The sequence below is a fragment of the Acrocarpospora sp. B8E8 genome, assembly GCF_039871605.1.
In the GTDB taxonomy this organism is placed as follows: Bacteria; Actinomycetota; Actinomycetes; order Streptosporangiales; family Streptosporangiaceae; genus Acrocarpospora; species Acrocarpospora macrocephala.
On record NZ_JBDPLV010000117.1, the window covers coordinates 1 to 23,580 of the forward strand.

The following is a 23,580-nucleotide window of genomic DNA, read 5'->3' on the forward strand; positions in this document are numbered from 1 at the left end:
CAACACGGTGACGCCCGAAGGGCTCGGGCGTACCCCGGCGGAACGGGCGGGGAACCTGGTCGGCGTGCTGGACGCGTACGTGGACGCCGGTGGCTTCCACATGAACGTCAATGTCCTGACCCGCGCCGTCCTGCTGGACGCGATGGAGCATCCGGAGAACTACCCGCAGCTGACCATCCGCGTCTCCGGGTACGCGGTGAACTTCGTCCGCCTCACCCGCGAGCAGCAGCAGGACGTGGTCGACCGCACCTTCCACGGCTCGCTGTGACCCGCTAAGGGGCGGACCAGACGTTGGGGAAGCGGGCGTAGCTTGAGCGGCCGTAGATGATCGGGTTCTGGTTCTTTCGCGACCAGTCCCGGACCGAGCGGGCCACCTGCTCATAAAGCGAATGCAACCCCACCGTGTTCTCCCCCGCCGCGGCCGGACCCTTGATCAGAAAGTGGGTGAACACGCCGCCACCGACAGCCGGCGACTCTTCGGCCCTCTCGTCCTCCCCGCACGCCGTGATGATCAGCTTGCCCTCGCCCAGATCCAGATCCTTCAACGACAAGGAGATCGGCGCGCGGCTCCCGGCCCGGCGGTGCTGCAATTCCGGTCCCATGAAGGTACGACCGCCGGCACCTCCGCTGAAGCACGAGTCGATCAACATAAGCACCAGTTTGGGCCGGTCGATGCGCTCGAACCAGCGGTTGATCTCATTGTCGAAGTCGATGGCCGTCGCGTAGATGTTGCTCTTTTCGGTGTCATGCGTCACCAGATATCGAGCCACATCATCAGGTCGTTGACCCTGTTCCGGGCTGCCATGCCCGGCGAAGTAGATCAGAACCACATCATCAGGACCGGCTTGCCCGCGGAGCCGCACCCCGATCTCGGTCATGATCGCGTGTTTGGTCGCCTCTTCGTCGAGCAAAAGCCGGATGTCCCGTTCCGCGGGATCGACGCGGGTCAGCAGCCGGGCGACGGCCTCGGCGTCGGAGCGGGCGAAGCGCAGGTTGCGGATCCTCCGATCCCGATAGCGGTCGATGCCGACCAGCACCGCGTGGAGCATCAGTCTCTCCTTCTGGAATCGTGCAGCGCGGCGATGGCGTCCTGGACGTCCTGCTGCGCGAGTTGGACGATGGGCATGGCACCGCTCTCGGTGATGAGCGGCACCCACTCCGGCCTCGGCTCGCGATTGATGTGCGGCACCTCACCCTCGTAGGCGGGCTCGAACGTCTCCAGGACCTCGCGGACATGCGCGATGAAGCCGAGCAGCGCGAGCGCGTCCCGATCGATGGGGATGGCCGGTTCGCTGGTCGTGCCGGGGGGCTGGGTCGACATCGTGTCCACGAGCAGCCGGAAGCCCTCGGCCGTCCGCAGTTCCGCGAGGACTTCGACCAGGCGGTTTCCGGTGAGGATGCCGGGGTCGGCGCGTTGCAGGTCCGCGCAGAGCGCTTCGGTCAGCAGCCGATCCCGGCGGGCCTGCCGCCAGGGGCGGACGAACCTGGCGATGCCTATCGGCAGCACGATCAGGAAGAAGAGCACGATGGCGCCCGCCACCAGCCGTGCGAAAACAGGACTGCGGTCCATCTCCGCGGAGATCCACGGCCTGGCGGCCATGAACGTGAACGCGGCCACACCGGCAGTGATCTTCAGCCACCAGAGGCGGCCGCCGTAGATCTGGACGAACACGGATAGGCGCAGCCATCCGGGCCACCACTGGCGTGGGGTGACCAGCCGCTTGGCGCTGCGGCGCGCCCGTACTCCCACCGGATATCCCACGAAGCGGAGCCAGTCGGCCGGGCGGGGGCTGACGTGCCCGTTCAATGCCCCTTCTCGTACCGCCGACGGCCAGATCCCGACGAGCACGGTGACCACATACACGCCCAGCCAGCCGGCGACCTCGGCGATCGGGGTGCCCGCCAGATACGCGTACAGCAGGCTCGGCGTTCCGATCAGGATCGCGGCCGCGCCGATCATGTGCCTGATCGACAGCGCGTAGTCGGGGAAGAAGTCGGGCCCGAGCTGGAAGGCCGCGAATCTGCGCTCCCACCAGAGGCGGCGCGTTCCCGCCGCGCCCGGCCAGGCGCCGCGGCGAAGCCCGGCCCGGTAGCCCAGATGCAGGCCGAGCATGAGGAGGGTGACGGGGATCAGTGCCACCAGGTCGTGCTCGCCGGCGATGAGTAGGGGAGGCCATGCGGCTCGTTGGTCGATTCGGCAGCTACGACTGTGCGGACGCGCCCTTCGCCCGCGGCGGCACCGCCTCGCTGTACCTCGCCGAGGGCGCGCCGCTGGTCGGCAAGTGTTACGACCAGCCGATCGTGGACGAGTCGCGGATCCGGATGAGCGGCGAACTGTGCGCGCTCGGCCGCAACACCCTGCGGGGCGGCGTGCCGGTCGGCTCGACGGTGGCGACCTCGCTGTGCTGGCCGATCGACTTGATCGACAGGCCGGACGGCGCGATCACCGGGGTGATCATGCCCGCTCTGCCCGACGGCTTCCTCCGCGGCAAGGGAACCCCGCGCGGCCTGGACTTCCTGCTGATGCGCCGGGCGGCGCCACCGCCCAGCGAGATCCGGGTACGGGTGGTCCGCCGCCTCGCCGAGGTCTTCGCCTGGCTGGACGAGCTCCGCCTGGTCCACGGCGACCTCTCCCCCAAGAACGTCGTGTGGACCTCCGACCCCGAGCCCGCCGTCCGCGTCATCGACGTGGACGGCATGAGCCCGCGAGCCCCCTCGACCGGCGTCGCCACCCCCGGCTGGATGGACCCCCGGCTGGTGGCGGGGCAGATCCCGGCCCACGACCACTTCAGCGACCGCTACGCGCTGGCCCTGGCGATCTATCGCGGCCTGTTCCTGATCCCCGGCAACCTCGACCGCCGTACGGACGGCACCTGGCCGAAGCCGACCGCCATCCCCGAAGGAACCCCGGCCGGCCTGCGCGCGCTGCTGCTGGCCACCCTCGGGAACCCGCTCTCGACCGAGGACCGGGCCAGCCCGCAAGACTGGGTGCTCGCCCTCGACTCGGCCTTCTACCGAGGCGATGGAACGCCCGACAGGCACGCCCTGGACTGGCTGGACGAAGCCGCGGGCTACGACGAGATCCCGCCCACCCCGGCGGCACCGGCTCCCGCGCCGCCCCCCATCCGAACCGGCCCGCCTGCCGGCAGTGCCGCCCGCATCGCCCGGGGTCCTGCGGCGATCGCCGTGAAATGGCTGGCCAGAGTGGTTTTCGGCCTGCTTCTCCTGGCGGTGTCCTTCGTCCTGCGAGTCGTCCCCTCGCTCCGCCGCCGCTTCGACGCCGTCCCGTGGATCACGAGGGAAATGCGGTACGCCACCGAGGGCCTGACCAAGGTGTTCTTCGTCGGTATCGGCATCCTCTTCGCCTACGGCCTCGGCTCGGCAATCGTGAGCGGCATCTACGACTTCTTCGAGTTCGACCTCCCGGCGGGCCCCAAGAGCACAGCCAACCTCGCTGTCGGTGACTGCGTCTTCCACCACCCCGGCCCCAGCACGGACCGGGTCGTGGTCGGAGACTGCGACGACCCGCACTGGGGGCAGGTGTTCGCCCTGCCGGTCATCGTCAACCCTCCCGTGGTGGCAGCTCCGGCCGTCAGCCAGGCGTCACAGGAAGCCTGCGCGACGGCGTTCACGGCCCTGCCCGGGGAAACCCGGCAAGGCATGATCCACTTCACTTTCTATCCCAATATCGCCAATTGGGATCCTGTGCTACCGCACCGCGCCTCCTGCCTGCTGGCCCGGCCGGACGGGATCCCCTGGACGGACAGCCGCGTCGGCTCCTGACGCCATGTTCCCAGGTGTAAACTTAGAGTCACTGGATATCTACTTTCCGTAAACGATCCAGGTCAAGCGCTGCGCGTTTGACCTGACCCGATGGCCTTCAGGTCACGGGAGGCGTAGACGGAAGGGAAGACATCATGCTCCTGCCGCTGCTCGCCGGAGGTGGGACACCGACCGCGAAAGGTGCACTGCGGACCATTCGGCCGGTGCTGGCGATCTCCTCACTGACGCCGCTGCTGTTGAGCCCGAGCGCCGCGGCCCGCGACCTCACCCGATCGACTCCGTCGACGTGCAAGGCGCCCGACCTGATCTCTCACCGGGGCTGGGGAACGGAGAACACGCTGACGGCGTTCCGGCGCGCTCTGGAGGCGGGTTCCGACCGGGTCGAACTGGATGTGCGGTTCACCAAGGATCACCGTCCGGTGCTGATGCACGACGCCACGGTCGACCGCACCACCACGGCCGGCGGGCGCGTCTCCGACATGACGCTGGCGCGGTTCCGCGCGCTGCGCACCCCCGACGGCCAGCACCCGCCGACCCTCGACCAGGCCCTGCGACTGCTGCGGGGCAGGACCACGGAGACCCTCGTGGAGCTGAAGCAGGTTCCGGACCCCGCCGACCTGCGCTCCTTGCGAGATCTTTACCAGCGGCTGGCGGCCTCGCCGTGGGCGAGCCTGACCTCGTTCCTCCCCTCGGCCCTGCGCGCGGTGAGCTCCATCCCGGCCCGCAAGGGCCTGCTCTCGGTATCCGCACCGCGAGTCTCAACGGCCAAGGAGTTCTCCTTCGTCGCGGTCCGTTACGACAACCTGAGCCGTACGCGAGTCCGCGCCTACCGCGCGGCGGGCGCCACGATCTACGCGTGGACCCCCAACAGCCCCCACCTGTGGCAACGCCTGGGAGATTACGGCGTGCACCGGATCGTCACCGACCAGACCCCGGCCTATCTGGCCTGGGCCGCGCAAAGCTGCGGTCGCGAAGACCGCCGTTGACCCCATAACTCTGAATATGTAGAGTTAATGTATGACCCGCATCCGACGCCCCTCCGCGCAGACCGCGGCGGTGGTCCTGGCGCTGGCCGAGGAGCCGACCGCCTGGCGGTACGGCTACGAGCTGTGTCAGCAGCTGGGCCTCAAGCCCGGCTCGCTGTACCCGATCCTGGTGCGGCTGGCCGACCGGGGTCTGCTGGAGACCACCTGGGACACCGACGTGCCCGCCGGCCGGCCACCGCGCCACCTGTACCGGCTGACCGGCTCCGGCCGGGCGCTGGCCACCGAACTCGCCACCGCTGCCGCTGCCGCCGCCTCAACTGGCGCGGCGGCGATCCGGCGATCCGGTCCGAAAGAGGGGTGGCAGGGCGCATGAGGTGGACCCGACGCAGGTTGCAGACCGTCACGACCTGGGTGGTCGTGGTGGCATGGGTGGTGTTCTACGTCGTCGCTCTCGCGACCGCCGACCCGCTCCCCCCGCTGATGACTGCCATCGCATGGCTGGTCGTCCCGCCGCTGCTGTGGGTGATCGCCGCCCGGCTCGTGCTGCGCCACTGGTGGTCCGCGGCCGAGGTGTCCGCGATCGACCCGCCGGGGCGGTTGCTCGCGGTCGCGGTGGCGGCGCTGCCCGAACGTCGCCGTGAGTGGGGCAGGGCGATGACCGCCGAACTGGCCGAAGTGGAAGGGCGGTCGGCCCGGTGGCGGTTCGCGCTCAGCAGTGTCGGGGGCCTGCTGATGCTGCCGCCGGCGGGTGGGTGGCCGGTGCTCGCGCTCGTGGCCGGGGTGGTCGTGGCCTCGGTCGCGGCGGCCGGGCCGGCGGTCGGCGCGGCGGTGCCCGGGCTGCGGGTGTTCGCGGTGGCCTTCACCGCCCTGGCCGGTGCGATGGTGGTACTGGCCGTCGCCCGCTGGCGCCGGCCGCGGCTGCCGGTGCCGGCTCCGACCGTCCTGGTGACCGGTGGTGTGGCCGCCTCGATCGTCATGACCGTGCTTTTCCTGCGCCGGGAGCCGGCCGCGGCGCAGTACCTGCCGCCGGTCGCGGCGGTGTGTCTCGCCGCGGTGCTGGCCGGTTGCCTGTGGGTCGCCCTGGCAGCCCCGCGGTGGCTGGGCACCGGCCGGCTGGCGCCCCATCTCGGCGGCACCGCCGCTGTCGTGTTCGCGGCCTGGTTCTGGCTGGCGATCCGCACCGACGGGACGGAGCCCCCGCTCCCGCTCGTGATCGTGCTCTCCCTGGTGCTCGTGCTCGCGCCACTCGGCGCCTTCTTCGTCCCGGCGTTCGCGGCGGGGCGGGCCGGCCGGTCGTTCCGCTCGGGGCTGCAGGCCGCCGTCTGGACCGTGGCCGCCCTCATCCCGCTCACCTACGCCGTCTGGCTGCCCGAAGCGCTGCGCCAGCACGCGATCGACGGCGGGCTGCTCCTCGGCGGCGAGGTGGCGGCTCCCGTCGGCGCGAACCTGGCCGATGCCCTGGTCTTCTGCCTCGCCGTCTTTCCCGTGCTCGGCCTCACGCTCGGGGTGATCGGCGCCGGTCTCGGCGCGCGGACCGCCGATCCGTCCTAGCGGCAGTCATCTCCCGAAGCGGGCAATGCGGGAGATGATGGAACGCATGCGGATCGGGATCCTGGGTGTCACGCGGATGTGGCGTGACGACGGGAGCGAGGTGGCGCTGGGCGGGCCGGTGCGGCGGGCGCTCCTGGCGCTGCTGTCGGTCCGCGCCGGCGAGGTGGTGCCGCTCGACCGGCTGATCGACGATCTGTACGGCGGGCAAGCCCCCGACGGCGCGGCGCACGCCGTGCAGTCACAGGTGTCGCGGCTCCGTCAGGCGCTGCGCCCCGGCGCCGCGATCGAGTTCGCCCCCGCCGGTTACCGGCTGCTGGTCGATCCCGGAGACGTCGACGCCTGCCGTTTCGAGCGGCTGTCGGACGAGGGGCGGCAGCTCCTCGCGCGGGGCGACGCCCTACGGGCCGCGGAGCTCCTTCGCGCGGCGCTCGACCTGTGGCGCGGTCCCGCGCTCGCCGACGCCGCCGACGCCGGCTCGGTACGGGCCGAGGCGGCCCGGCTCGAAGAGCGCAGGCTCGGCGCCCTGGAGGACCGGATCGAGGCCGAACTCCAGCGCGGCGGGCATCGGGCGCTCGTCCCGGAGCTGCGGGAACTGGCCGCCCGGCATCCACTGCGGGAACGGCTGTGGGGCCTGCTCATGCGCGCGCTGCGAGCCGACGGCAGGCAGGCCGAGGCGCTGGTCGCGTTCGAGGATGTCCGGCGGCTCCTGGCCGACGAACTCGGCGCGGACCCCTCGCCCGGGCTCGCCGCGATCCACCGTTCCCTGCTCCGCGGCGACCCGGCCGTGCCCGCGCTCCCCGCCCAGCTCACCACCTTCGTGGGCCGCGCGGACGACCTGGCCGCGGTCGCCGGCCTGCTGGCGCGAGCCCGCCTGGTCACCCTGCTCGGCCCCGGCGGCGCGGGCAAGACCCGCCTGGCCATCGAGGCCGCGAGCGCGGAGCCCGAGGTGTGCCTGGTGGAGCTGGCGCGGGTGCGTGACGGGGCGGAGGTGCCCGCGGCCGTGCTCGGGGCGCTCGGCTTGCGGGAGAGCGGCTTCCATGCCGGGCAGGCTGGGGTGCGGCCGGAGTCGCGCCTGGTCGCGGCGCTGGAGGACCGGGCGGCGCTGCTGCTTCTCGACAACTGCGAGCATCTGGTCGACGCCGTGGCGGCGCTGGCCGAGCGGCTGCTGAAACGCTGCCCCGCGCTGCGGGTCCTGGCGACGAGCCGGGAGCCGCTGGGCATCACCGGCGAGAACCTGTGGCCGGTCCGGCCGCTCCCGCCGGCCCCGGCCGAGCTGCTGTTCGCCGACAGGGCCGCCGCGGTACGGCCGGGCTTCGTCGTGGACGACGCCAAGGCCGGGACCGTACGGCGGATCTGCGATGCCCTCGACGGCCTGCCACTGGCGATCGAGCTGGCGGCGGCGCGGCTGCGGACGCACGATGTGGAGGAGCTCGCCGCCGGTCTTGACGACCGGTTCCGGCTGCTGTCGCGGGGCAGCCGTACCGCCGAGGCCAGGCACCAGACGCTCCGCACGGTCGTGGCGTGGAGCTGGGATCTGCTGCCGGAGGCCGAGCGGGCGATGGCCAGGCGGCTGACCGTCTTCCACGGCGGCGTCACCGCCGAGTCGGCGCGGCGGGTCTGCGCGCTGCCCGGCGCCGAGGACGTGCTGGACTCCCTCGCCGGCAAGTCGCTGATCGAGGTCGCCGACGGGCGCTACCGCATGCTGGAGACGATCCGCGCCTATTGCGCCGAGCGGCTGGAGGAGGCGGGCGAGGCCGGTGCCGTACGGCGCGCGCACGCCGACCACTACCTGCGGCTGGCCAGGACCGCCGATCCGCACCTGCGGGGCCCCGAACAGCTCCGGTGGCTGGCCACGCTCAAGGCGGAGGAACCGAACCTGCACGCGGCGCTGCGGTGGGCGGCCGAGTCGGGCGAGACCGGGCTGGGGCTCGCGCTGCTCGGGTCGATGGCCTGGTACATCTGGCTGAGCGGCACCCGCGCCTCGGTGACGCCGTGGGCGGCCGCGCTGCTGGAGGCGACCGGCGCCGCTCCGCCCGCGGGGCTGGAAACCGACTATGTGCTCGGTGCGCTGATCGCGGCCGCCGGTGGCGGACCGCGCGGGTGGGACCGGTGCCGGCCGGCGGTCGAGTCGATCGTGGCCGACGAGGATCGGCCGCTGGGCCATCCGGCCATCGCGTTCCTCTGGCCGGTGATCAATACCCCGATGGGCGATCCCGGGGTGGTGCTCTCGGTGATCACACGGGGGCGTGCGGCATCGGATCGGTGGCAGGCGGCGATCAGCAACGTGGTGTGGGGCTATCCGCAGCTCCTGACGGGTGGGTTCGCGGCGGCCGAGGAGGCGTTCGCCACGGCGGCCGAGACCTTCCGGGCGCTCGGCGACCGCTGGGGGGCGGCGCTGGCGCTGGACTCGCTGGCCGGCCTGGCATATCTGCGCGACGACCCCGACCAGGCGATCGTCCTGACCGGCGAGGCCCTGGCCCGCACCGAGCAGCTCGGTGCGCTGGAGGACGTCGCCGACCTGCTGTGCAACCGGGGCGACTATCGCGTCCATCGCGCCCGTACCAGGCTGGCGGGAGACCTCGCCGGGGCGCGCTCGGACTATGAGCGGGCCGCCGAGATCGCGCGCCGCGTGGGCAGTCCCACCTATCTCGCCGCCGCGATGACCGGCTTCGGCGACATCGCCCGGCTGGGCGGTGACCTGGCCGGGGCGCGCCGAATGTACGAGCAGGCGCTGGAGCGATTTGAGACCCACTGGCTCAAGAGCGCCAGGAGCCGTCTCAACACGTTCATGGGACTCGGCAAGGTCGCCGAAGCGTCCGGTGCGCCCGGCGAGGCCCGGGTCTGGTACGTGCGCGCCGCCGAGGTGGCGCTGGCCGGCCCGCTCCCCGAAGGCGCCCGCGCGGTCGAGGCCCTCGCCGGGACCGCTCTGGCCGGGATCGCTCTCACCGAGGACGACGCGGCGTGGGCGGCGCGGCTGCTCGGTGCGGCCACCGTGCTGCGGGGAAGCGCCGCCGGGGCCGATCCCGATGCCGCGAAGGTCGCCGCCGCCGCCCGGGCCGCGCTGGGCGGCTCGCCGTACGAGGCCGCCTACCAGGAGGGCGCGCGGATGTCCCTGGCCGACGCTTTTCGCCTGGTGGGCGTGCCGGAGTCGGCCATCGAAGTCCTGGGAGTGAGCAGAGCCCCGGACCAGTGAGCCGACGGTGAGCGGCCGGTGAGCGCCGCCGGGCACGCTCGTCGCATGACAACCAACACGAACATCCTGATCTCGGGGGCGAGCATCGCCGGCCCGGCACTCGCCTACTGGCTGCACCGCCACGGGTTCACTCCCACGGTGGTCGAACGGGCCCCCGCCCTGCGCGACGGCGGCTACGCGGTCGACTTCCGTGGCGACGTGCATTTCACCGTGCTCCGGCGGATGGGCATCCTGGCCGACGTCGAGCGCCTGCGGACCCACATGGGCGACATGTCGCACGTCAACGCCGCGGGCAAGAAGGTGGCCACCATTCCCTCCGGCATGTTCAGCGGCGACCTCGAAATCCTGCGCGGCGACCTGGCCCGCATCCTGTACGACGCCACCAAGGACCACACCGAATACCTCTTCGACGACTCCATCACCGCCATCACCGAAGACGCCGACGGGGTGGAGGTCACCTTCGAGCGGGCCGCGCCCCGGCGGTTCGACCTGGTCGTGGGCGCCGACGGGCTGCACTCCAACGTACGCGCGCTGGCCTTCGGCCCCGACCGGGACTTCATCGAGGACCTGGGCCTCCACCTCGCGATCTTCACCGTGGACAACCATCTGGGGCTGGACCACACCGGGATGATGTACGGCGTCCCCGGCAAGACGGTCGGCGTCTACAGCGCCCGGAGCAACACCGAGGCCAAGGCCCTGTTCCACTTCGGCTCGCCCTCGCTGACCTACGATCGGCGCGACGTCCAGCAGCAGAAGAAGATCCTCGCCGAGGCGTTCGACGGGGTCGGCTGGGAGACTCCCCGGCTGCTCGCGGCCATGGGGGACGCGCCCGACTTCTACTTCGACTCGATCAGCCAGGTCCATCTGGACACCTGGTCGCGCGGCCGGGTCGCGCTGCTCGGCGACGCCGCCTACTCGCCCTCGCCGCTGTCGGGCATGGGCACCGGCCTGGCCATCGTCGGCGCGTACGTCCTGGCGGGCGAACTGGCCGCGGCCGGCGGAGACCACCGCGCCGGCTTCGCCGGCTACCAGGAGGCGATGCGCGACTACGTCGCGGGCTGCCAGAAGGCAGGCCAGGGAGTGGCCAAGTGGACGGTCCCCCAGGGCAGGTTCCTGGCCTGGTTCATCAACCAGAACTACCGCCTGCTGCCCTACATCCCATGGAAGGGCCATTTCATCAAGAGCATCAGAAAGACGGCGAGCGCCATCACCCTGAAACCGTACGACCAGGACCTTCCCGCCACCCGTGGATAACGGCCATCCTTGGGGCATGCGAAGTGTGTATGAGGCCGCAGGCGGCACCGAGGGCCTGCTCCGCCTGGCTGAGGCATGGCACCACCGGGTGATGGCCGACGAAATAGTCAGCCACGCGTTCAGCGGCGGATTCCATCCTCAGCACAGCGAGCGGCTCGCTGCCTACTGGGCCGAGGCCCTCGGCGGGCCCGCCGTCTACTCCGACGCCTACGGCGACGAGACCTCGGTCGTACGGCTCCACAGCGGCCACGGCACGCACGAGGAGATGGACCGCCTGGCGATCGCCTGCTTCGACCAGGCCCTGGAGGACGTGGGACTGAACGCGGCCGAGCCACTCCGGCAGGTGTTGCACGACTACTTCGCCTGGGCCACCACGACGACCATGTCGCGTTACCACGAGTCCGCCGACGACGTCCCCCAGGGCCTGAGCATTCCGCGATGGTCATGGGACGGACTGCGGCGCTGAGCCCGCTGGTTCAGGGCAGCTTCGCGCCGATGTCGAAGAGATTCCCCTCTGGATCGGCCAGGGTGGTCCAGACCATGCCGTACTCGGCGAAGTCGGCGACGTGCTTGGCCCCCAAGCTGATCGCCCGGGCGACCTCGGCCGCCACGTCCGGCGCGTGCAGATCCAGATGAACGCTGTTCTTTCCCGGAGTGCGTTCCGGCACTTTGATGAACATCAGTACCGGCTGGGCACCGCTCTCGCGTCCGACGGTGGCGAAGAATTCCGTCGCTCCAGCGTCGACCGGGCGGTCCAGCAACGCCGCGTAGAACCCGGCGAGGTCGGCCGCGTGGGCGCAGTCGGCGGTGACGTTGCCGATGGCAAGCTCAGTCATGTGCTCTCCTTAATGGATGGGCCAGCAGATCTCGGTCTGGAACTGGTTGGGGTCGTTGGTGTGGGCGGGCCCGACGAGGTAGACCTCGACGATGGGATCGGCCAGGGCGATGTCATGCGCGGCGACATGCGCGCCGAGCCAGCCGTAGGTGAGGTCGCAGTCGCTGAACGGGCCGGTGTGCAGGGCGACCGCGAAGCGCTGCCGCGGCAGCACGGCGAACCGGTCGTCGCCCGGGCGCGCCGCGTCGGGCAGCACCGGCACGAACGCGACCACCTCCCCCTGGTCGTTTTCGAAGAACTCCGCCGAGTACGTCGCGCCCGCGGCACCGGCCGGATCCAGGCCGTAGTCAGCCAGGGTTCCGTACAGCTGCGGGTAGGCCTGCCCGAACCAGCCGGACACCTGGGTCCGGGCGACCCGGGCGCTCATGCGCAGCACGGTCGACGTCGGCGACTGGCGGTGGGTGACCGGAACCTGTGGCGGGGTTGCGAGCAGCCTGCGCAGCGAGACCACCACGTCCCGGGTCCGGGTGAGCTCCGCCTCCATCCGATCCAGGTGCCGGGCCAGCGCCTGCTCGCGCGCAACCTGGTCCGACTCGCCCAGTACCTGCCGGATCTCGGCCAGCGGCATGTCGAGGTCACGCAGCCGACGGATGAGGTGCGCGTCGGCGACTTGGCTCACCGAGTACCGCCGGTAGCCGGTGCTGTCGTCGACGGCGTCGGGAACCAGCAGCTCGATGTCGTGGTAGTACCGCAGCGTTTTCGCGCCCAGGTGACAGAGCCGCGAGAACTCTCCGATCGAGACATCTGATGTCATGGGTCCACCCAAGACCTTCCAGTGACGGGAAGGTCAATCCGGCCCCGGTAAAATTGTCGGATGACAGTCAGCGGCGGGCACGGACCGATCGTTGACATGCTTCTGGCGTCCGCTGAGCCATCCATCCGATGGAAGGTTCGCACCCAGGTGCTGGGTGAAGCTCCGGATTGTGCCGAAATTGTGGAGCTTCGTACTGAGATTCAGAATTCCGAGCGGGTACGGCGCCTGTTGGCGCCGTGTTTCTCGGCAGAGCGGCCGGGTGTTTACGCCAAGTGGCAGGGTGCGCATTGGATCCTGGCGGCGCTGGCGGACCTTGGGTATCCACCCGGCGATACGGCACTGCACCCGCTGCGCGAGCAGGTTCTCGCCACGTGGCTGGACGAGTCGTACTACGTGGAGTTCGAGGCGACGGCGAAGTCCGCGGCCTACCGCAGGCGTGGTGTGCCGGTCATGCGGGGCCGTTACCGGCGGTGCGCCTCGCAACAGGGAAACGCGCTGTGGTTCCTGGTCACGCTCGGGCTGGCCGACGAGCGGTGCGGCGACCTCGTGGAACGACTGCTGCTGTGGCAGTGGCCGGACGGCGGCTGGAACTGCGACAAGAATCCGGCCGCCGATACCTCGTCCTTCTGCGAGACGCTGCTGCCGATGAGAGGGCTGGCGGCGTACTCGGCGATGGATTCCGGCGCCGCGGCCACGGCTGCTCGCCGGGCCGCCGAGGTTCTGCTCACCCGCCGCCTCGCCTACCGGATCAGTACGGGCACCTTGATGCATCCCGAGTTCGCCAAGCTCCACTACCCGCTGTACTGGCATTACGACGTGCTGGGCGGGTTGAAAGGCCTGGCCGAGCTGGGCGTACTCGGCGATGAGCGCTGCACTGACGCACTGGATCTCCTCGAGTCACTGCGGGTGGCCGGCGGCTGGCCTGCCCACGCCCGCTACTACCGGGTGTCCGCGAACATCGCGCTGCATCACGACTCCGTCGACTGGGGCGGCACGAGTACCCGCCGCGCCAACCCGTGGGTCACCGCGGACGTCCTCGCAGTACTGCATGCCGCCGGTCGCCTCCGGCTGTAGGAAGCGGCCGGCGTGGCGGATCGTCCTGGTGGGTCAACGGGGTGGAAGGAGTTCTAGCAGGGTCGCGTTTGCCTGGCCGCCGCCTTCGCACATCGTTTGGAGGCCGTAGGAGATGTCGTTGTCTCGCATGTGATGGAGCAGCGTTGTCATCAGGCGGGCGCCGCTCCCGCCGAGAGGGTGGCCCAGTGCGATCGCTCCCCCGAGCGGGTTGACCTGGTGGGGCTGGGCTCCGAGCTCGATCATCCAGGCGAGGACTACGGACGCGAATGCCTCGTTGATCTCCACGGCGCCGATGTCGTCCAGGGATAGTCCGCAGCGCTTCAGCAGTTTCCGCGTCGCCGGGATGGGACCTGTCAGCATTGGCATCGGGGCGGCTCCGACCACCACGGAGGTGTGGACGCGCGCGATCGGTCGTAGGCCCAGTTCGGCCGCCTTCTCCGAGGTGGTGATGAGCAGCGCGGCAGCGCCGTCGCTGATCTGTGAGGCGTTGCCCGCGGTTACCAGGCCGTCCTCCCGGAAGGCCGGGCGCAACCGGCCCAGTTGCTCGATCGTGCTGCCGCGCCTGATGCCCTCGTCCTGCCTGATCACGGTGCCGTCTGCGAGTTCCACCGGGAGGATCTGGGCCGCGAATCGGCCTTCGTCGGCGGCGGCCGCGGCCTTGGCGTGGGATTCGAGGCTGAACTCGTCCAGTTGGGTGCGGGTGATGCCCCATTCCTGGGCGATCATCTCCGCGCCGATGCCCTGGTTGGGGAACTCCGCGCCGTACCGCTCGATGTAGCGCTGGCCGAGCGGGAAGCCGCCGGCCTGGGAGGAGCCCAGGGGAACCCGGGACATGACTTCCACTCCCCCGGCCACGGCCACGTCGTAGTGACCGGCTATGACTCCGGCCGCGGCGAAGGAGACGGCCTGCTGGGATGACCCGCACTGCCGGTCGATGGTCACACCGGGGATGTGCTCCGGCCATCCCGCCGACAGCACCGCGGTGCGCGCGATGTCGAAGGACTGCTCGCCGACCTGGCCCACACAGCCCCAGATCACGTCATCGATGACCGCGGGATCGATCCCGGCACGGTCACTCAGTCCCCGCAGCACCACCGCGGAGAGATCGGCGGGATGGACGGAGGACAGGCTTCCGCCGCGCTTCCCGATCGGCGTGCGGACAGCTTCGACGATGACCGCGTCTCTGTTCATGGCTGCTCCTTCAGATGGCGCCCGATCATGTAGTGATCGTTCCGCCGGTGACCCCCGAGAACCAATCTGAGTACTAAAGTATCAGTTCTGGTACTCCGCTATAAAGGGACGCCTTCGGTGTGTGAATAGCCCGATAGGCCGCCCGGTTGAAGATCGGACGGCCTAGCGAGCTTGGCTGATTACTGTGCGGTGGGGATGTGGCTGAAAGTGCTCCACAGGGTGCCGAGGCTGACGTACTGCTCGAAGGACGGGACCGCGGTGCCCTTGCTGCGCCAGGCCAGCATCTGATCAGTGCCGTTGAGGCCGAGCACGTCGGTCTTGCCGTCACCGTCGTAATCGGTCAGCCAGTACTTGGTGACGGTCTTCCAGCCGGTGGACATGGGGACGCTCTGCCCGCGCGCGGGAGCGCCGGGGGCGCTGGTGTTAGGGATGAACCACATGTCATCACCGGCGGCACCCAAGCCCAGGAAGTCCGGCTTGCCGTCACCGTCGAAGTCCACCAGCCGCCCCGCCTGCGGATCCACCACCGGCCGCGGAGCTGGCTCGTCGACATCACTCGCACCCACGGGGCTGGAGTAACCGACGATGTCGATGTTGGTGCGGGAGTAACTGTTCTCCTTGACGCGATCGCCGCTGTTGCCTTCGATGGTGTAGACCGTGCTGCCGTTCGCCGACTTGACGATCCCGACGTGGTCGATGACGCCGTTCTGGTCCCAGTCGAAGACGAGGGCGTCGCCCGGCTGCGGTGCGTAGCCGCTGGCGCGGGTGTGCCAGGTGCCGTGCGTCGTGCCGTAGTCCTTGAACGAACTGGCCCAGCCGGTGAGCACGCCTCCGCTGGTCTCGGGCACATCGGCGTACGGCACGCCGGCGTTCTTCCATACGTACTTGGAGAAGTCGGCGCACCAGTCGCTGTCACGCCACTGAACTCCGTCGGTGGCGGGGCAACCGGTTGCGGGCTTCCAGGTTCGGAAGTAGCCGGTGTAGTAGTTGCAACCGCTCCCCAGCGGCTGCTCGTGGTTGCGCGATGAGTTGTTCAGCTGGCTTTGCGCGACCGAGACGATGGAGCCGCGGGACACGGCAGCGGCCGGCGTCGTGGTGATGGCGAGCAATCCCGATCCCACGACAGCCGTGGTGGCCAGCCCGGCGCTGAGGCGACGGGCGAATCGCAGGCCGCTCTGTGCTCCTATGCGGGTGATTTTCATGGGGATCCTTCCGGTGGAGGGAGGTGTTTCGTGCTGACACCGGAAGATTCGAAGGGGCTGCTGAAACTTCGCTGAAAATCCGCGGCGGGCGGTTTTCAGCGCGCCGTGGAGATGAACAAGTCCTCTCCATCGCGACGCGGCATGAGCGGATGTTGCCTTCCTGGCCGGGATGGTCCTCGGCTACGGTGCCTGGCATGGCGGTGTGGGAGATCAGGCAGGGGGAAAACCGCGACGGCCGGGATCAGTAGCCACCAGGGCGCCGCTCAGGGCTTCTCGCGTCCAGGCGACGTCTGGATGCTCCGGTCCGAATGCGTCCGCGTAGATGCGCAACGCGCGTTCATATGCGGCGACGGCCTCCGCGTGCCAGCCTTGAGCGAACAGTAAACGGCCCACGAGATTCAGGCCAACGGCCACTGCCGGATGGTCGCCGCCGAGGGAAGTCTCATGTACTCGGAGGGCCTGCTGATGCGCGGCAAGCGCCTCAGTGTGGCGGCCGGATCCCGATAATGCCTTTCCCAGGCCGTGCAGACCGACGCCCAGCGCAGGATGGCCTTGGCCCAGCGAAACCTCGTGGATGCGGAGGGCTTGGCGATGCGCTGCGATGGCTCCCTTGTACCGGCCGAGGCCGGTCAGCGCGTGCCCGAGGTGGTTGTAGCCGTCGGCCACCGCGGGATGGCTCTCGCCGAGCGACGCGCGGTGAATCCGGATTGCGCGCTTGTGTGATGGAATCGCCTCGGCGTGCCGTCCCGCGTCTGACAATGCCCGGCCAAGCTGATTGAGACTGTCGGCGACTGCGGCGTGGTCGTCGCCGAGTGACGTTTCGTGGATATGTAGCGCCCGTTGGTGCAGCGGAATGGCCTCGGAGTGGCGGCCCAGGCCAGACAATGCTCGGCCAATATGGTTGAGGCTGTCAGCGACATTGGGGTGGTCCGCGCCGAGCTTCGATTCGTGAATACCTAACGCCCGTCGCTGCAGCGGAAGGGACTCAGCCTTGATCAGTCGCGGGAGGATCGGGTGCGGCTGGCGCAGCCGGTTGGCTGATCTTCATGCTCCTTCTTGATCTTGTTGTCAAGCTGTCGGGCAGCGGTCCACCCCGGCTGTCGCGCCGGGTCGGTGTCGGTTCCACGGGCCGACTGGGGGTTCCTCCGGGTCGAGGTCAGGTGGTCGGGGCGGGCTGGTCACCCGGCGGGGTCCAGCGCGAGCACGAAGGCGAAGCAGGCGAGCAGGTCGTCGGCCCAGGGCCAGGTCTGCGGGATTTTGATCTTCCGTTTGCGTTGGCCGCGGGTCAGTCGTACGGCGGTGTGCAGGAGCCGGTAGCGCAGGGTTTTGGGTTCGGCGTGGGCGAGCGGGCCGGTCAGGCAGAGCAGTCGTAGCCAGCACAACAGGTCGATGGCGATCGCGGCGGCCACGCACCAGGCGGTGTTGACCTGCATGGACGTGCTCGGCATATGACCCAGGCCGGTGGATTTTCCCCGGCGGATGCCGTCCTCGACGCGGGCGTGGACACGATGACGGCACTCCAGGAAGTCGAGTTGGCGGCCGATCGTGTTGGTGATGAACAGGCTGTAGCGCCAGCCGTCGGCTTCTTCCAGCAGCGACAGCTGAGCGCCGCTGCAGGGACGTTCGCGGCGGCAGATGACCCGCATCGCGGCAGGCCAGAGCGCGAGCCGATCGCCGTCGGCGCTGCGGCGCAGCAGACCGGTGAGTTCGACCACGCCGGCGTCGTCGAGGTCACGGGCTTTGCCATCGGCGTCGATGACGTGCTGCCAGGCGTCTGCGGGGAGCAGCTTGATCGCGTTTTGCTCGCGTTCGCCGAGTTCCCAGCCGATCGAGTACTCCAGGTGCCGGCCGCGCCGTTCGGCGACGGCGTGCAGATGGTTCAGGAAGTCGTGCGTGGCGCCCGCGCCATCGGTGGTGACCAGCACGTTACGCCGGTACGGCCACGGGATTTGGGCCATCGAGGCGTCGAAGACGGTGATGTGGTCGATCGCGGTGTTGCTCCCGGCGCTGCCCGGCCGCAGTACCACGACCAGGGCCTCGCCGGTGTTGTCGCAGAACGAGGCCAGCGGGTGATGGCCGAACCCCTTAAAGTTCGCGCACGCGCCTTCCTTGTCGCTGTGGCTGGGGATGACGGTCGCGTCGAGCCGGATCACGATCTGTTTGCCCAAATCGCGGTCGGCGACCTTCGAGGCGGGGATCCCGCCGTGCCGGGCGGCGATCAACGCCCACGCCTGGCGGCGGACCTGGGCGCGGGCGGCGGCGATCCGGTCCCGTTGCTCGGGGCCGATCTCGGCCAGGGCGCGGCGCAGGGTCGGGTCGGAGGCGACGGGTCCGTACAGTTCGCCCTGGTCGCGCAGGGTGGCCAGGTCCGATAGGACACGCCCGCCGTCGGCCATCATCACGGCGGTATCGGTCAGGACCCGGCCCCGATCGTGGCCGGGGGTGAAGCCGCGCCGCTGTAGCGCGCCCGACAGGCGGCCGGTCAGCCCGAGCCCGTCGGACATCAGGCGTAAGACGGCGGATCCGGCGTGGTTGACGATGCCGTGGCCGTCGACTTCGGCTGTCAGGTCGCGGGACCAAGAGGTAAGATCGGACACCTGAAGAGTGCTCCTTGGACTGTGATTATCAAGCGCTTGGTAACCTTGATTTTCCCAGTTCAGGAGCACTTTTCGCATGAGAACCCGCTACTCGATCAAGCTGCCGTGAATTCTCAAGGTCAGCGTCGCGACCCATCAGGGATAGGACGTGCCCCAGCTCGGCGAGCGTGTCGGCTACCGCGAGGTGGTCGCGACCCTGGACCGCTTCCTGGATCTGCAGCGCCCGCTGGAACAATGGGACGGCTTCGGACTGTCGGCCAAGCCCGTACAGAACCCGACCGGTCGTTCTGAGAGTGAAGGCGAATTCTTCCGAATGCGCCGGATCGAGAATGGATTCCAGAATGCGGATGGCACGCTGGTGCACGACCAGCGCGTCGGCCTGTCGACCCAGCCCGTAGAGAACGCGGCCGACCGAGTTGAGACTGTGGACGATCGCGGGATGGTCGTCGCCGTGCGCCAGCTCGCGGATGCGCAACGCCCGCTCCTGCAATGGAAGAGCCTCGGTGTTCCGGCCATTCTGATGAAGGTACTCACCTGCGTTGGCAAGCAGCCATGCGGCGTCCTCCGTGGCCACCGGCCGCTTGTCGTCATGGTGGGATGTGGCCGCGAGAATGTGCGGCAAGAAGCGCCGGTACGCCGGCCACGTCTGCCGAATGTTATAGGGATCGTCGGGCATGTGAGCGCGCAGCAGGCCAAGCACGATCGGCAGTGCGCCGGCCTCTTCCGTAGGGACCATCGTGCCTGCGGTGTCGTGTTGTCGTGTCACGTCCTGCACCAGACGATGCAGCAACATTCCATCGGGCATGCGGCGAGCCAGAGAGAAGCCGGCAAGAACGCCGACCGTGTCAGCGAACTCGATTGGATCAGCAACGACTACGGCCAGTGACCTAGGCAAACGCTCGGCGTGGCCGGTGAACAAATCCAGCGGAATCGGCTCGGGCGCGAGCCACGCACACAAGCGCAGCAGATGGAGCGCTCCAGGCGCGGTGGCGCGCACCTGTTGGATCGACAGCGACCAGATCGTGGCGATCGTCCCCCGGTAGCTGGCGGGCCGCCCGCGGACGTACAGGTCGCTTGCTCGGGTCCCTAGCAGTTCAAGGTATTCCTCGACTGGCATACCCGTCTGATCCAGATATGCGGCCACCTGGTCCAGCGCGAGCGGCAGATCGCCGAGTCGCTCCGCCAGCCGTTCGGCGTGAGCTTCGGTAAGGGCTGGCGCCCGGTGACGCAGCAGAGCGATCGCCTCACGGCGATCGAGTGTGTCGAGGTCTACCACACCGCCGATCGCCCGGAATCCATCTCGGCGAGTGGTGATCAGCACCTTGCCCGGCCCGCCGGGGAGGAGTTCGCGGACTTGATCAGGATCTTCTGCGTTGTCGAAGATCAGCAACCAGTTCCGCATGCCACGCAGTTGCTGTTTGACCGCGCGCAGGGTGGCCTCGGGGTCGTCGAAGGCCGGCACACCGATCTCGACCGCCAACTGTGTGATCTCATCAGCTACAGTCCCGATCTGCTCGGCATTCAGCCACCACACCAGTTCGTATTCGGGAGCGTGCCGGTGCGCGTACTCGATCACGGTCTGGGTCTTGCCTATGCCGCCCATACCGTGCAGCGCGTGCACAGCGACTGTCGACTGTTCCGCCAGCAGCCGGTGAAGTCGGACCAACTCTCGCTGACGGCCAGTGAAATGAGGATTGCGGACCGGCACATTCCACACCGGCGGGAGTCGCGGTGGCTCCGAATGCGTTGCCCTCTCGCTCGCACGGGCCTGACGACGCTGGTACCGGTTCAGTTCCGCGAGCTTCTCCGCAAGTGCACGAGCGCGACGAGCGATCTCCTGAGTCGCGCCGAGTGCCTCCGCCAGCTGTTGCGCGGTATCCGGGCTGGGTGCCTTCCATCCCCTAAGAACGTCGCTGACATGTCCAGCGGCCAGACCGGTGCGGGCGACTAATTGGGCATTAGTCGACCGTTTCTCGGATCTCAGCCGGCGGAACAGGTCGACGAGATCACGTGCGGGGCCAGGTGGTAGATCCGGGTCTCCCCTCTGGCTTCGCGCCATTCCCACCTCCGTCATCTCTCCGGCCAAGACTACCGACCTGCCATAAACCAATCGCATGTTCGCTCATGATCGATAACGAAGATGTATTTGCGCTGGTCAGTGCCCTGGCTTAAAAAATGTTCGCTCCGAGCCGGCGAAAGCGGACCGAACACGTGAACTGGTGGCCACTACTTAGCCGGCTCGTCAGACATAAGGAGCATGGTGATCCGCGTGCGCTCAACTCTGCGATCGGTCGCGACCACCGTCATCGCGCTGGCCTGCGGTGCTGCTGCCGGTGCCATCGCCGAAGCTGCCGCATTCCATCTCGGTATCCGACACCATGGCGTCGGCGAGTTCACCGCGGCCATCATCAGCCAATACATGATGGACAATAGACGGCCGGGCGGCGAAGGTCACTCACCCTCCGGCCGGATCGAGCGGGTGGTGCGCGAGTATGGCATCGTCGGCCTGCGTATGAAAGTCCGCACCACGATTGCCGCAGGCGACCCCGATGCCCCGTCCCGGACTAGTCAAGCGAGACTTCACCGATGATGCGCCGAATCAGCAGTACATGGGTGACGTCACCTAACTGTTCGTCGGCGATGGCCGATTCTTGTACTGGCCACCTGTTGGAGTTGAAATCACGGCGGCCGGCGGGCCGATCAATCGCCGATCACATGCGGGACGTGGGCGCGGCGCGCGGATTCACATTGCCGCCGTCGCTGGCGGGCCTGCTCCTATGGGGCCGGGTCCTGTTTCGACATTTATGGACGTTCGATACGGGTCGGATTTCCGCGTACGAGCTCATCGTGGATGCGCCAGCGGGCGGTGGTGACGGCGCGTTCTGCCGCCTCCTCACCGTGCTCGATGCGCTGTCGCAGCAGCTGCATGGCGATGCGGCGGTTGAGGCTGAGCTGCCGCTCGGAGTCGACCACGACGACGATCCCCGAGGGACGGTGGGTCGCCCGTACCGCTGTGCTGACCTTGTTTCGATGTTGACCGCCGGGGCCGCCGGTGCGGCAGGCGACGATATCGACATCTGCTTCCGCGAACCTCGCGCGCGGGATGTCGACCTGGCACGGCTGGGCGATGACGTACCAGTTCTTTCGGCCGGTGCTGGTCCGGTAGGGGCTGGGGGCCTGCCAGCACAGCGTTCCGGTCCACGAGGCAGCGAACGGCTCCGCGCCGACTCCTGTGATCTGGACCAGGACGGATCGGTAGGTGCCGGGCCGGTCACCGGGAACGGTCTGGACCCGATGGGTCCGCAGATCCTGCCGGGTGGCGTCGGCTTCCAGGCGGCCCAGCAGCCGGGCCAGCGCCCAGGCACATTCTTGCGGGCCACGTCCTGCCGACAGGAGCAGGTGGACGATCATGGTCGGCCTTGCTTACGGCGACGGTCCCGGCGGTCCCGTTGGGGCGTCGACCCGAGGTCCGGCGTCTTGTAGGTGACCAGGGGGACCGTGGTGGCCACGGGCGTGGCCAGCTCATGATGGACGAGGTCGGCGATCACTTGCTCGATACGCTTGTAGGCCGTTGGCGCCTCCTCGAAGAGCAGTTGGCGATCGCCGCACACCACCACCGAGCCCACCGGTGTGCGGCGCAACTCCTCGACCGTGTGCTTGGCCCGGCCCCGGCGCAGAGCGTCGGCACGCGACATCTTGCGGCCCGCGCCGTGCGCCACCGAATGGTTCGCGTCCGGTCCGGCGTGGCCGGCCACGAGGTAGGAACAGGTGCCTCGCGTGCCCGCGATGAGCACGTCGCGGCGGTCGCCCGGCGCCGCCCCCTTGCGGTGCAGGTAGACCCCGTCGCGGATCTCGACCAGGTTGTGGCACTGGTCGACGATCGGCTCGGTGGGCTCGGTCCCCAGGGCATGGGCGACCCGGGCAGCCAGCAACCGCCGGTTGAGTGATCCCCAGCGTACGGCGTCGTCATGCATCGCCAGATAGGCGCCGGGATCAGGGGCGGGGCCTGCACCGTGGACCGCGGTGTGCGCCCGCAGGATCCGCTCGCCCAGCCCTCGGGAACCGCTGTGGACGATGAGAACGAGATCGCCGGCGGCGAGCCCGAGACGACTCGCGTGACCCGGCTCGAAGACCATCTCGATCCGCGCCAACTCCACGAAGTGATTGCCTCGGCCGACCGTCCCGAGACCCTCGAGGTGACCGGCGGGAACATCGCCCTTCACAACGGCCCAGGCCGGGTTGCCGGCATCCTGCCCAGGGCTCAGCGCACGGTCGAGGTCGGGAAACCGGGCGGCAAGCTTCGCGGGTACGGCGCGCTTGAGCGTGATGGGGAACACGGCGATACCGCAACCGATGTCGGAGCCCACCAGAAGCGGATACAACACGGTCGACGCCATGGCGGCTCCGATCGGGGCGCCCTTGCCGGGGTGCAGGTCCGGCATGGCGGCAACGTGCGTCATGCCGTCGAGAGCGGCCACCTGGCGGCACTGCTCGAGGGCATCGGACTCGATCCAGCTTGCGGGGGAAGAGAACACAGAAATGGTGGCCGAACCCATGGCTGACGTGGACAACAGCAGGGACTCCAGCCGAGAGTGTTGCTGAGACAAAGACGTTTCTCCGCGGAAAAGATGTGGGCAGACGACGGTACGGCGCGGGTTGGCGCTGCGAGATATTGCAGTAGCGGATTGCTGACCGTCAGAACGTCATGGACACAGCGTTCCCTGAGCCCATGCGCGAGGCAAATGGTTTTCAGTCGGTGAGCATGTCGTCATTCGACACCTTGAACCCACGCGACGGGCCGGAATGTCAGTGGCGTCCGGTAGAAAGCACGCCATGGGTACATGGGATGTAGGGCCGTTCGACAACGACCATGCCGCTGACTGGTGCGGACACCTGAACGACGCGCCCGCGGAGAAACGGCCGCAACTGATCAGGCGCGCTTTCACGCAGGTCATGGTGGAGGACGGCTATTTAGAGTGCGTTCCGCGAGCTGATGCCCCTTTTGTCGATGGGATTGGGATAGGTCGGCTGGTCGGAGGCTCGCCGTTCGGGCTATGGGCGCGGCTGGGTGAACAATCCCGGCTCGGTCTCGACGAGGAT

At 69.0% G+C, this 23,580-nt stretch carries 22 protein-coding genes and 2 pseudogenes; 11 read left to right on the top strand and 13 right to left on the bottom strand.

The features are described from left to right. Positions 1 to 268, top strand: a 268-nt coding sequence (locus ABGB08_RS51480) for a glycine radical domain-containing protein (protein WP_347606888.1), incomplete at its 5' end; no start/stop codon positions are given. A gap of 4 nt (positions 269 to 272) precedes the next feature. On the opposite strand, the gene ABGB08_RS51485 is transcribed toward ABGB08_RS51480, so the two are convergent. Together ABGB08_RS51485 and ABGB08_RS51490 are read right to left on the bottom strand one after the other, a co-directional pair. Beyond that, the gene (locus ABGB08_RS51485) at positions 273 to 1,049 is read right to left on the bottom strand and encodes a caspase family protein (protein WP_347606891.1); all 777 of its coding nucleotides are present in this window, start codon (positions 1,047 to 1,049) and stop codon (positions 273 to 275) included. Then, entirely contained in the window at positions 1,049 to 2,140 is a 1,092-nt protein-coding gene (locus tag ABGB08_RS51490; RefSeq protein WP_347606894.1) for a hypothetical protein, read from the bottom strand. Before ABGB08_RS51490 ends, ABGB08_RS51485 begins: the two co-directional genes overlap by 1 nt. 35 nt (positions 2,141 to 2,175) lie before the next feature. Here ABGB08_RS51490 and ABGB08_RS51495 point away from each other — a divergent pair, with 35 nt between their 5' ends. The 7 genes from ABGB08_RS51495 to ABGB08_RS51525 all read left to right on the top strand — a co-directional run bounded on the left by ABGB08_RS51495 (position 2,176) and on the right by ABGB08_RS51525 (position 11,233). Further along, positions 2,176 to 3,783, top strand: a complete 1,608-nt coding sequence (locus ABGB08_RS51495) for a hypothetical protein (protein ID WP_347606897.1) — start codon at positions 2,176 to 2,178, stop codon at positions 3,781 to 3,783. 134 nt (positions 3,784 to 3,917) lie between these two features. Next, positions 3,918 to 4,769: a glycerophosphodiester phosphodiesterase family protein gene (locus tag ABGB08_RS51500; RefSeq protein ID WP_347606900.1), complete on the top strand. Its 852-nt coding sequence runs from the start codon at positions 3,918 to 3,920 to the stop codon at positions 4,767 to 4,769. A gap of 31 nt (positions 4,770 to 4,800) precedes the next feature. Continuing rightward, positions 4,801 to 5,142 (top strand): PadR family transcriptional regulator, encoded by a 342-nt coding sequence (locus tag ABGB08_RS51505; protein WP_347606903.1) that lies wholly within the window; start codon positions 4,801 to 4,803, stop codon positions 5,140 to 5,142. Then, positions 5,139 to 6,320: a hypothetical protein gene (locus ABGB08_RS51510; RefSeq protein WP_347606906.1), complete on the top strand. Its 1,182-nt coding sequence runs from the start codon at positions 5,139 to 5,141 to the stop codon at positions 6,318 to 6,320. The genes ABGB08_RS51505 and ABGB08_RS51510 overlap by 4 nt, the downstream gene beginning before the upstream one ends. Before the next feature lie 46 nt (positions 6,321 to 6,366). Further along, complete coding sequence (locus tag ABGB08_RS51515; RefSeq protein ID WP_347606909.1) at positions 6,367 to 9,513, top strand: BTAD domain-containing putative transcriptional regulator; 3,147 nt, start codon at positions 6,367 to 6,369, stop codon at positions 9,511 to 9,513. A gap of 45 nt (positions 9,514 to 9,558) precedes the next feature. Next, complete coding sequence (locus tag ABGB08_RS51520) at positions 9,559 to 10,767, top strand: FAD-dependent monooxygenase (RefSeq protein ID WP_347606912.1); 1,209 nt, start codon at positions 9,559 to 9,561, stop codon at positions 10,765 to 10,767. 16 nt (positions 10,768 to 10,783) lie between these two features. After that, on the top strand, positions 10,784 to 11,233 hold the full coding sequence (locus tag ABGB08_RS51525) for a group II truncated hemoglobin (protein WP_347606915.1): 450 nt from the start codon (positions 10,784 to 10,786) through the stop codon (positions 11,231 to 11,233). A gap of 10 nt (positions 11,234 to 11,243) precedes the next feature. Here the strand turns inward: ABGB08_RS51525 and ABGB08_RS51530 are convergent, their stop codons facing one another. After that, positions 11,244 to 11,603, bottom strand: coding sequence for a VOC family protein (locus tag ABGB08_RS51530; protein WP_347606918.1), 360 nt, complete (start codon positions 11,601 to 11,603; stop codon positions 11,244 to 11,246). Positions 11,604 to 11,612: 9 nt separating this feature from the next. Further along, entirely contained in the window at positions 11,613 to 12,416 is an 804-nt protein-coding gene (locus ABGB08_RS51535; RefSeq protein WP_347606921.1) for a MerR family transcriptional regulator, read from the bottom strand. Between the two features lie 180 nt (positions 12,417 to 12,596). Between ABGB08_RS51535 and ABGB08_RS51540 the strand changes: the two genes are divergently transcribed. Next, a complete protein-coding gene (locus ABGB08_RS51540) occupies positions 12,597 to 13,490 on the top strand; it encodes a hypothetical protein (RefSeq protein WP_347606924.1) in 894 nt (297 codons plus the stop codon). Between the two features lie 33 nt (positions 13,491 to 13,523). Here the strand turns inward: ABGB08_RS51540 and ABGB08_RS51545 are convergent, their stop codons facing one another. The 7 genes and pseudogenes from ABGB08_RS51545 to ABGB08_RS51575 all read right to left on the bottom strand — a co-directional run bounded on the left by ABGB08_RS51545 (position 13,524) and on the right by ABGB08_RS51575 (position 20,935). Next, positions 13,524 to 14,681 carry a thiolase family protein gene (locus tag ABGB08_RS51545; protein ID WP_347606927.1) on the bottom strand — a complete coding sequence of 386 codons (1,158 nt, stop codon included), beginning with the start codon at positions 14,679 to 14,681 and terminating at the stop codon, positions 13,524 to 13,526. 179 nt (positions 14,682 to 14,860) lie between these two features. Then, positions 14,861 to 15,247: a VCBS repeat-containing protein gene (locus tag ABGB08_RS51550; RefSeq protein ID WP_347606945.1), complete on the bottom strand. Its 387-nt coding sequence runs from the start codon at positions 15,245 to 15,247 to the stop codon at positions 14,861 to 14,863. Between the two features lie 60 nt (positions 15,248 to 15,307). Beyond that, positions 15,308 to 15,883, bottom strand: a pseudogene (locus ABGB08_RS51555) (CHAP domain-containing protein); the annotation flags it as partial. Between the two features lie 210 nt (positions 15,884 to 16,093). Continuing rightward, on the bottom strand, positions 16,094 to 16,912 hold the full coding sequence (locus tag ABGB08_RS51560; RefSeq protein ID WP_347606948.1) for a tetratricopeptide repeat protein: 819 nt from the start codon (positions 16,910 to 16,912) through the stop codon (positions 16,094 to 16,096). A 149-nt stretch (positions 16,913 to 17,061) separates the two neighbouring features. Beyond that, positions 17,062 to 18,480 carry an IS1380 family transposase gene (locus ABGB08_RS51565; RefSeq protein ID WP_347606930.1) on the bottom strand — a complete coding sequence of 473 codons (1,419 nt, stop codon included), beginning with the start codon at positions 18,478 to 18,480 and terminating at the stop codon, positions 17,062 to 17,064. Positions 18,481 to 18,508: 28 nt separating this feature from the next. Then, complete coding sequence (gene fxsT / locus ABGB08_RS51570; RefSeq protein WP_347606933.1) at positions 18,509 to 20,596, bottom strand: FxSxx-COOH system tetratricopeptide repeat protein; 2,088 nt, start codon at positions 20,594 to 20,596, stop codon at positions 18,509 to 18,511. 159 nt (positions 20,597 to 20,755) lie between these two features. After that, positions 20,756 to 20,935, bottom strand: coding sequence for a hypothetical protein (locus ABGB08_RS51575; RefSeq protein WP_347606936.1), 180 nt, complete (start codon positions 20,933 to 20,935; stop codon positions 20,756 to 20,758). 12 nt (positions 20,936 to 20,947) lie between these two features. Here ABGB08_RS51575 and ABGB08_RS51580 point away from each other — a divergent pair. Further along, positions 20,948 to 21,201, top strand: a pseudogene (locus ABGB08_RS51580) (IS3 family transposase); the annotation flags it as partial. An 81-nt stretch (positions 21,202 to 21,282) separates the two neighbouring features. On the opposite strand, the gene prfH reads toward ABGB08_RS51580, so the two are convergent. Together prfH and ABGB08_RS51590 are read right to left on the bottom strand one after the other, a co-directional pair. Then, the gene (gene prfH / locus ABGB08_RS51585; RefSeq protein WP_347606939.1) at positions 21,283 to 21,891 is read right to left on the bottom strand and encodes a peptide chain release factor H; all 609 of its coding nucleotides are present in this window, start codon (positions 21,889 to 21,891) and stop codon (positions 21,283 to 21,285) included. Continuing rightward, entirely contained in the window at positions 21,888 to 23,036 is a 1,149-nt protein-coding gene (locus ABGB08_RS51590; protein WP_347606951.1) for an RNA ligase RtcB family protein, read from the bottom strand. Before ABGB08_RS51590 ends, prfH begins: the two co-directional genes overlap by 4 nt. Before the next feature lie 277 nt (positions 23,037 to 23,313). On the opposite strand from ABGB08_RS51590, the gene ABGB08_RS51595 reads away from it, so the two are divergent. Then, positions 23,314 to 23,580 (top strand): DUF4259 domain-containing protein (locus tag ABGB08_RS51595; RefSeq protein WP_347606942.1); only part of this gene is annotated, 267 nt, incomplete at its 3' end.

Excerpts from the sequence above, each read along its gene's own strand:
- ABGB08_RS51485 (WP_347606891.1), bottom strand. The coding sequence starts at position 1,049 with ATGCTCCACGCGGTGCTGGTCGGCATCGACCGCTATCGGGATCGGAGG.
- ABGB08_RS51495 (WP_347606897.1), top strand. The coding sequence starts at position 2,176 with ATGCGGCTCGTTGGTCGATTCGGCAGCTACGACTGTGCGGACGCGCCC.
- ABGB08_RS51500 (WP_347606900.1), top strand. The coding sequence starts at position 3,918 with ATGCTCCTGCCGCTGCTCGCCGGAGGTGGGACACCGACCGCGAAAGGT.
- ABGB08_RS51505 (WP_347606903.1), top strand. The coding sequence starts at position 4,801 with ATGACCCGCATCCGACGCCCCTCCGCGCAGACCGCGGCGGTGGTCCTG.
- ABGB08_RS51510 (WP_347606906.1), top strand. The coding sequence starts at position 5,139 with ATGAGGTGGACCCGACGCAGGTTGCAGACCGTCACGACCTGGGTGGTC.
- ABGB08_RS51515 (WP_347606909.1), top strand. The coding sequence starts at position 6,367 with ATGCGGATCGGGATCCTGGGTGTCACGCGGATGTGGCGTGACGACGGG.
- ABGB08_RS51520 (WP_347606912.1), top strand. The coding sequence starts at position 9,559 with ATGACAACCAACACGAACATCCTGATCTCGGGGGCGAGCATCGCCGGC.
- ABGB08_RS51525 (WP_347606915.1), top strand. The coding sequence starts at position 10,784 with ATGCGAAGTGTGTATGAGGCCGCAGGCGGCACCGAGGGCCTGCTCCGC.
- ABGB08_RS51530 (WP_347606918.1), bottom strand. The coding sequence starts at position 11,603 with ATGACTGAGCTTGCCATCGGCAACGTCACCGCCGACTGCGCCCACGCG.
- ABGB08_RS51535 (WP_347606921.1), bottom strand. The coding sequence starts at position 12,416 with ATGACATCAGATGTCTCGATCGGAGAGTTCTCGCGGCTCTGTCACCTG.
- ABGB08_RS51545 (WP_347606927.1), bottom strand. The coding sequence starts at position 14,681 with ATGAACAGAGACGCGGTCATCGTCGAAGCTGTCCGCACGCCGATCGGG.
- fxsT (WP_347606933.1), bottom strand. The coding sequence starts at position 20,596 with ATGCGATTGGTTTATGGCAGGTCGGTAGTCTTGGCCGGAGAGATGACG.
- prfH (WP_347606939.1), bottom strand. The coding sequence starts at position 21,891 with ATGATCGTCCACCTGCTCCTGTCGGCAGGACGTGGCCCGCAAGAATGT.
- ABGB08_RS51590 (WP_347606951.1), bottom strand. The coding sequence starts at position 23,036 with ATGGGTTCGGCCACCATTTCTGTGTTCTCTTCCCCCGCAAGCTGGATC.